The following is a 7,984-nucleotide window of genomic DNA, read 5'->3' as shown; positions in this document are numbered from 1 at the left end:
GTTATGAAGAAGTTTTAAAAAGTGAATCTGTTGATTGTGGTTACATTGAGTTGGCAGGAGAATTGAAAGTTGCATCTGTTGATCGTCCGAAGTTAACTTTTCATAGATTTAGATTGCAAGATCAAATTGAGCAAGAAAGGTTAGCGCGGAAAAATGGTGAACCATCACTTTCTGATGTGGAATATCAAGGTTTGTTTGAAAGTTTAGCTGATGTAGAAGAATTGATAGCTGAAACTGATGAAGATGGTCGTTTGACTGATGAGAGAAAATTAAAACGGCAAGAAAAACAAGTAGAATTGACTATTGAGAAGTTGAAAGGCGAAATAGTCGCATTGAAATCTGAAATAGATGAGCAAGAACTTGCAACGGGTTTTAAAAATGAAGCTATGGAAAAAAATCATGAGGAACATGTTCAGTTATTACTTAATACTTTAAAGAACAAAAAGAACTTGATTGAAGTTAAAAAGGATGAGTTGTTAAGGAATGCTGAAATGTTTTTACAGTTAGATGAAAATGGTTTTCTTCCGGGTAATGGAAAAAAGAAAACTGATCGTTTGTTGAAAAATGTTAGGTTTGAGTTTAACCCTAAGCATATGGCATATAATCGTGTGGTTGATGAGTCGATACGATTAGTTTTGGGGTTGTTAGAAAATGTTGAAGTTACAGGTATACATATAGCTTGTGATTATCCCGTTAAGATTTCAAATTTGAAAATTAAAGATTTATCAAGTAAATCAGAGTGTATTTTTCTAGATAGGGATAAATCTTTAGGAACGATGTATGTTGGAAGACGTGGGTCAGATAATCATCTTTGTATTTATGATAAGAAGCAAGAGAATAGAGAGAATGATACTTTGGATCAGTATCCAGATGTGGAACATGTAACTCGTTTTGAAGCTCGTTTACGTAAGAAAAAGGCGAGAGAATGGATAGAGTCAGATTATAATCCGTTTGATTCGATAATCGTTGGGGATTTAGTGAATTTAGATGATAGTGAAATAAAACTTGGTGATAGGATTATTTTAGAAGCTATTATGAATGATTATCATGGGCGTTATTTTGGGATGATGGATAGATTTCAAAGAAATACATGGCGTAAGAAATTGAATCAATGTGTTCCAAAAATGTTTGATGTTGCTGGGGATTATGAAAAGAAAAAAGTTCTACTAACTGGACAATTAGCAGAACTTCTAGAAAATGGTAAAAATAAGGTTGGAAAATAAAAAATGGTTAATCCTTTCGAGTGTTGGCGCACTTGGAAGGATTTTTTTATGATTTAGAACTTAATTTTATTTTTAAGAATAGCTACGACTATTATTGCATGTATACCGTATACTATTCATTTTAATGACTTTTATATTGATTGTCATCAAAGAAAAATAACCCAAAAAGGGTGCGGTTTTTTATATATATAAAACATATAACCCTACCGTTCATAAATTATATATATTTTTATGAACGTTTGCAAATGATTTTAGGGACTTTTTGAGACACTTGTTTTTGGCTTTATGATGCGTTTATCAGTTATTTGGGACTACTTTTTGATACGGTTACTTTTGGAACTATCTCTTTTGTATTGCGTTAATTTTAGGGCTTTATTGATGCTATGATGGTGTAACGGGCTAATATTAAGGTGATTACTGGGGGCTTTTATGTTGAGTGAACAAGTCATATATTATTGGAATGATGAATTACAGTATTATTATTTAGCTGAAAAAAAGAATGGCAGCTATAAATTTGTACAACCGTTAAAAAAATTAGAATTAGATGATATTAGTGATCCGTTAGAAAGAGAACAAATGAAAAAAATGCTAGAGATAAAAAAACGGATGTCAGAAACAAAAGGTAATTGGTTTTAAAAAAAGAAAGACAAAATGTCTTTCTTTTTTTAAAACTTTAATTTCGTGAATTTGTGAATTCTTTTTTAAATTTATAAGCTATATAGTTTATATCCTAAAACTTCCCGTTACTACCGTACAGGATGGGAAACTAAAGTGTGCGCATGAATTTTTTTAGTTATATATATAACGATAAAATACCGTACGTTTTTTGAAGGTTTATTTTTGGGGGAGATTTTGATGTGGAATTTGATTTTGAACTTTGTTGAATTTGAAATCTCGATTTTTCGATTTTCGAAATTTTTGTTTTCTGTTTTCTTTGTAATTCCGTATTCCGAAATTACGGAGTTTATATAGTATCTCTATGATGAACTGAAAACGAAAAAACTTTGCTCGCATTTTCATTTCATAGATATATATATCATTAAAAAGTCGCACCGTTTTAATCGAGTTGTGTGATGAAAAAAAGATGTTTAGATTATGTTTGAATTTGTTGTTTTGTGAATTTTTTATTTCGTGATTTCTGTATATTTTTAATCCTTTTTACTCTTAAAGTCTGTTTGTTTTTGTTCGTAAATGAAAAATTCAAAAAGTCACGCATAACTTTTATTAAATATATAAATATATTATTAAAATATCTAACCCTTTTGTGATGAAAAAAATATAAATAGTTAAAGGAAAAAAGACTGATAAAAATATCAGTCTTTTTTCTTGTTTTTAGTTATAGAGAGTATCTTTTTATGGTATTTTCTACTTTTTCTCTCCAGTTTTCTATATCGTCAATTGATATTCCGATTTTTATTAATTCGCTTGGAATGAAACTGTTATCTAAAATCCATAAAGTGAGCCTTTCTAATGTGATTCTTTCGTTTCCAATCGAATAAATACGTTCACTTTGTTTGCAGGTATATGGTTTTTTACCAACATATTTTTCTACATAAAAGTATCTTTTTCCATTTGCTTTGTAATTTGTTAGAAATGCCATAGTAATGCTCCTTTTAGGTATTTTTATGGTTAGTTAAAGAGTAGTTTTGTAATGTTTTTTCAACTTTTTCATACCAATATTTCACATCGTTTATGGATACTCCGATTTCTATTAGTTCTTCTGGTATGCGGTTGTTATCTAATAACCACATAGCGATTCTCTCTAAAGCTATTTTTTGATTGCCGATTGAGTAAATATTTATATATTTATAGTGTTTTGAGTAATATGGTTGTGTTCCAACGTATTGGGATACATAAAAGTAAATGTTTCCTTTTACTTTTTTTGCTGTTAGATATGCCAAATTGTTCTTCCTTTCATGTTCGTTATTCTTTTGTTTTTTGTCTGTGGTTATATTTTAACCTCATAAAGTTAAAATATCAATACATATAAATAAATATAAAGTTTAAAAGGTTTATTTTTATTTATAAATTGCATAAAATTATCTTTATAAGTAAAATGGAGTGTATATTGAATATAAGGAGTAAGAGGAATGAAGTTAGTAAATAACATTCGTATGATTATGGCCCAAAAAAATATAGATAATATTGCGGAGTTAATAAGGATAACTGGTGTGAGTCGTAATTCTGTTAATAAGCTTTGGCACAATGAAAGTGTGTCGTCTTTAAGGTTGGATACTTTAATGGCGATCTGTGAGAAGTTAGATGTTAAATTATCGGATTTAATCGAATATATTCCAGGTGACATTGAGTCAAAATAATTTAGGGGATTTTATGTGCTTGGATAGTTTTTGTATGCTAAAGGTATAGTTGGCTAACGGTATTTGGTGGTGCTATATGGCGCATTTCAACTTCTTTTTTTTATGCATGAGTGTGTTTTTAATTAGGGATATGGAATTGTAGACTTGCTAGGTGCGTCAACACCTTGGAAGATGAGAGGTACTGGCATACTTCGTGATTTTGTTGAACTATATTTATAATCATAGTAGTGCAGTTAAATGAAATGGTGGTATTGATGAGTATTGAAGAAAGAGTCCTATTTTTAGGGCTCTTTTTTATTTTGCTTTTTAAGGGTCTTAAAATCGTTTTTAAAATATTGTGAGGCTCTTAGGGTTTCTTAAGAACTAGAAGTTCATAGAATGCATTCTGAACGTTCTGAGGTGTATTTCTCTATGGATTCTGTGTTGGAATGGGTCTAGGAATAGCTGTAGTTTTATTCTATGGTTGTTCCGGCAGTGGTTCTTATGAAGAATATGATTGTATCAATAGATTTGATGATGTTTGAAAAGTAGAGAATAGTTGAAGCTCTTCCTGTAAAACAAAAAAATATGTTTGTAGAGGAAGTAGTCATTTCACTACAAGAAAATCCCTGTAGATCGGTGGGGCGGTGAAAAAAATAGGGAAGATTGGCGAGGATATTTTGCAGGGCAGCGGAAGGCGTTATGTTGTCGTGATGAATATAAAAAGAGACTTTTTAATACATGGATGTCAGCTGAAAAAACGTTTGAGGTAGTTGTATGATGTTTGTCCAACGGTAAGCGGAACGAAGTGAGCATTAAGGAGTGGACGAACCCACTGTGCCCAGAACCCTCTTGGAACTCCAAAACGTTAGCCGTTTTGGGGATGCCTACCGGCGAGGGAGTCCCTCAAGGATTGAGGGGTTGGGGAGTTCGATTGAAAGGGGTCAAGGGGAAGAGTTTCCCTTGTGGGTTTGGGCAAAGCCCATGAATCTTTTGCCATGCTTGTCATGGCTCGGCGGTCGCCGAAATGTCCCGTAGGGCACACGTGTTTACGCAGTAAACTGTAGTGTGCTACAGTTTACATGGAACTACCCCCGAAAAAGGAGCGATGCCCATGTCAAAATTTATGCTTTGTCACATGCAAAAATTCAAGATGACAGATGTGAAGGGATTACAAATACATAATCAACGTGAAAAAGAAAGTCATTCAAATTCAGATATTATTCATGAACGAACGGAACAGAATTATGATTTGATTCATGACAAAGAAAAAGTGGATTATAAGAAATTAATTCAAGATAGAATTGATAACGGTGTTGTATCTAATCGTGCGATTCGGAAAGATGCTGTTGTTTGTTGTTCGTTCATGATTTCGGCTAGTCCTGATTATATGAATTCTTTATCTCAAGTGGAACAGAGAAGATTCTTTGAAGAGTCTCTTCGTTTTTTGAAGGGGAGATATGGAGAAGAGAACTTTGTGTATGCTTCCGTACACGTTGATGAAAAAACACCTCATATGCATGTGGGCATGGTTCCAGTTAATGAAAAACAAAAACTATCAGCGTATTCATTTTTTAAAAGCAAATCAGAACTTCATGATTTACAAGATAAAATCTATGAACATGTGAAAGAAAAGGGATTTGATATAGAGCGTGGTGTTTCTAGCGATAGGAAACATTTATCGACGCAGCGGTTTAAAGCGGTGACTTTGCAACAAGAAATAGGGAAGTTGGAGCAGGAAAAGAAAGAAATAGATAGTCGTCTTCATGATTTAAGATTGTCTTTAGATCAAGCGAAAAGTGTGGATGAGATTCCAGTTAAAGAAAAGGGTGGGTTTATACGCTCTAAAACGGTCGAAATTGCATTGGAAGACTTTGAGAGTATAAAAGTATTGGCTAGGTCTTCTGAAGCGCTTAGAGTTGAAAATAGTCGCCTTAAAAACGAAAAGATTAAGAATGAATATGAAAAAGATAATTTGTATAAAGAACAACGTTTTTTAGAGAGGAAAGTAACTGATCTAAAGAGAGAGAATGAAGGATTGAAGGGCGAAAATGATTTTCTTAAGAAAACATTGGAGCGAGTGAAAGAGTTGTATAAGGAGAAGTTCCCTGAACTTGCAGGAGTGATTGGTTATGTTAAAGGGAGTATACTGGACAAGATGAATCGTAAGTTTTTAAAGCGTCATTTTGCTGGTGATGATGAAGTGAAGGGTGCTCAAAAGTTCTTGAATCACAAACAAGAGCATGAAGAGCACCAAAAGAGATTAAAACAAGTACGTCAACAGAAAAATAGGGACCAGGGATTGGAGAGATAGCGTGGGAACATTGTTTAATCAACGTCCAAGAATGGAGTATTTTGATACTTACGGAGTTAGGTTTATAGATACAGTGAAGGATTTGGCTAAGAAAAATGATTTGACGATTGAAGAGACTTGTAGGATTTTAGAGCTGACTATGAAAATTAATGATTATGATCGTAAGGATGAACAATTAGCGGATTTTGGAGATCTTATGAAGCAAATGAATGAACAAATTATGGGGCTTGGTGAAGGTTTGACCTCTATAAGTGAACGTTTAGGAGATATAAGTGAAAGTGTTGTATTAGTATCTTTGGATGATAAAAAATAATGGCATGTTAGGGGGCTCTGTGTGAGTCTCTTTTTTCTTTAGACGTGTAGCGGTAGCGGAACTTGTTATAATATAACGAGGTTTGTAGAGCTTTGCATAATGTCCTCGCAAATTGTTGATGTGAATATATGGGGATATTATATAAGGCTCTTAGGAATGGCTCTTGTTTTTTAAAATATTTATTTAGATATATATATTAAAATTGTATTTGATATATAGGAATTTATATATTGATAATCAAAACAAGGGAGAGGTATATATGCAAAAAGTAATTGTAGTTAATGGTTATTGGCATAGTAGTAATGGTAAATGGAAGGATACTACAGAAGAATTGAATGGATTGTTAGCAGAAGGATGGAAAGTTGTTAATATAGCACCTATGGGGGCTTATGGGTTTGGTTATGATGCAACGGGGAATACGGGTAATTCAGATCATGGTTTTGCCTCTATAGTTGTTATTGAGAAGTAATAAAAAAGACGTGGGATTTCACCACGTCTTTTTTATTTTGAAAGTAAGATGAAGAAATAACCCCCCTATGTAATACGGGTTGTGTGACCCCAAAAACTTAGGGGTTAATTCTATTGAAAATACAGGAATATTAAGGTTTTAAGGTATGTTTTCTTTTCTTTTAAAAATGTAATTTTAAAAGAATGAATAAAAAATACAGTAAAATATACAAAAGGTAGACGGGAAGAAATAGATATTATGTTTCTGTAGGGGGAGAAAAATGATTTGTGATAATTGCATGAATGAAGTGGACAAGGAACTTTGTCAAACATGTCAATATTTTGGTTATGTTGAGGTTCGATATAAATGTTCGAATTGTAGTTATGAAGGTAAAACGATTGAGAACTTAGATGACAAAGTAAATGAACTGTTTAAGAAGGGGAGAAAACTTATTATTGAAATGGATACAGATTTTAAACCTTACTTAGAAATTCTAGTGAAACGTGGTATCACGAATCCTAAAGAGGTTGGAATTTTGTTTGGTATGTATTTAGAAAGTAAAAAGGAAGATCATGAGGGATATAAAACTATTTCTAAGTCTGGATTTGAAAAATTTCTAACAACGATTTGAGTTTTAGTAGGTGAGCGATTTTTGATAATTTGTAGACTTTGAAGTTTATGTTGAAATGAATTTTAAAATTAAACTTGTTAAAATGGTATGCAAAATGATATCATGATATTGTTGGTTTTATCGAGGAGGTGAAAAGATGGCTAAGGCGAATTATGTGACTGTTGGAAGGAAGCCTAAAAACGGAAAAACTCCAAAAGTACAAGAAGCTTTCAGATTGCCGAAAGAAACGGTTGATAGAATTAATGAATTAGTGAATAGTGGACGTTTTTCTAAAAAGATAGATGTTGCAGAAAAAGCGTTTGAATTTTATTTTGCTCATTTAGACAAAGAAGAAAGAAAGTGATCTGTTTTTAGTGTTTTTTGGTGGAGAAGAAATAGTCCGATGAAAAAAAGTTACCTGTTATTCTAATAAGCAGGTAAAGGTTGAGAATTTCTCACACTTCTTAAAAAAACATCTCGGACAAGCGCACAAAAATATCTGTTTTGGGGGTTAAGGATTTGTTATGCATAACGTACTGAAATCAAGTTTGCTAGATGTAACGATTGATAAATTAAGTATTGTTGCAGATTTTAAGGAAGGCATTAAAAAAGAAGAGTTTATACGGATGGTGGCGAGTTCAAATATGCCGTATTCGTTACAGGCGAATCGTTCGAGGAATTTTGGTTATGAAGAAGTTTTAAAAAGTGAATCTGTTGATTGTGGTTACATTGAGTTGGCAGGAGAATTGAAAGTTGCATCTGTTGATCGTCCGAAGTTA

The 7,984-nt window shown here is 32.6% G+C and carries 10 protein-coding genes and 1 pseudogene; 9 read left to right on the top strand and 2 right to left on the bottom strand.

Features of this window, described 5'->3' with window-relative positions; translation table 11 throughout:
* Together BLT20_RS29765 and BLT20_RS29760 are read left to right on the top strand one after the other, a co-directional pair.
* A partial coding sequence (locus tag BLT20_RS29765; protein ID WP_090869617.1) for a replication initiation factor domain-containing protein occupies positions 1–1,223 on the top strand: 1,223 nt, incomplete at its 5' end.
* 429 nt (positions 1,224–1,652) lie between these two features.
* Positions 1,653–1,859 (top strand): hypothetical protein, encoded by a 207-nt coding sequence (locus tag BLT20_RS29760; RefSeq protein WP_000947848.1) that lies wholly within the window; start codon positions 1,653–1,655, stop codon positions 1,857–1,859.
* Between the two features lie 700 nt (positions 1,860–2,559).
* On the opposite strand, the gene BLT20_RS29750 is transcribed toward BLT20_RS29760, so the two are convergent.
* Entirely contained in the window at positions 2,560–2,823 is a 264-nt protein-coding gene (locus tag BLT20_RS29750; RefSeq protein ID WP_000874968.1) for a hypothetical protein, read from the bottom strand.
* Between the two features lie 13 nt (positions 2,824–2,836).
* Positions 2,837–3,124 carry a hypothetical protein gene (locus BLT20_RS29745; protein WP_000323834.1) on the bottom strand — a complete coding sequence of 96 codons (288 nt, stop codon included), beginning with the start codon at positions 3,122–3,124 and terminating at the stop codon, positions 2,837–2,839.
* Positions 3,125–3,313: 189 nt separating this feature from the next.
* Between BLT20_RS29745 and BLT20_RS29740 the strand changes: the two genes are divergently transcribed.
* From BLT20_RS29740 to BLT20_RS29705, 7 genes and pseudogenes are all read left to right on the top strand, one after another.
* Positions 3,314–3,541, top strand: coding sequence for a helix-turn-helix domain-containing protein (locus BLT20_RS29740; RefSeq protein ID WP_000780194.1), 228 nt, complete (start codon positions 3,314–3,316; stop codon positions 3,539–3,541).
* A gap of 1,093 nt (positions 3,542–4,634) precedes the next feature.
* Entirely contained in the window at positions 4,635–5,834 is a 1,200-nt protein-coding gene (gene mobV / locus BLT20_RS29730; protein ID WP_000033077.1) for a MobV family relaxase, read from the top strand.
* 31 nt (positions 5,835–5,865) lie between these two features.
* Entirely contained in the window at positions 5,866–6,147 is a 282-nt protein-coding gene (locus BLT20_RS29725; protein WP_073340468.1) for a hypothetical protein, read from the top strand.
* A gap of 259 nt (positions 6,148–6,406) precedes the next feature.
* Positions 6,407–6,616 (top strand): hypothetical protein, encoded by a 210-nt coding sequence (locus BLT20_RS29720; RefSeq protein ID WP_001174426.1) that lies wholly within the window; start codon positions 6,407–6,409, stop codon positions 6,614–6,616.
* Between the two features lie 259 nt (positions 6,617–6,875).
* Positions 6,876–7,226, top strand: coding sequence for a hypothetical protein (locus tag BLT20_RS29715; RefSeq protein ID WP_000562818.1), 351 nt, complete (start codon positions 6,876–6,878; stop codon positions 7,224–7,226).
* 136 nt (positions 7,227–7,362) lie between these two features.
* Positions 7,363–7,569: a hypothetical protein gene (locus BLT20_RS29710; RefSeq protein WP_001029683.1), complete on the top strand. Its 207-nt coding sequence runs from the start codon at positions 7,363–7,365 to the stop codon at positions 7,567–7,569.
* 160 nt (positions 7,570–7,729) lie between these two features.
* A pseudogene (locus tag BLT20_RS29705) lies at positions 7,730–7,984 on the top strand (replication initiation protein); the annotation flags it as partial.

Source organism: Bacillus sp. cl96 (genome assembly GCF_900100505.1).
In the GTDB taxonomy this organism is placed as follows: domain Bacteria; phylum Bacillota; class Bacilli; order Bacillales; family Bacillaceae_G; genus Bacillus_A; species Bacillus_A cereus.
This window is presented reverse-complemented; position numbering and strand designations above follow the sequence as displayed.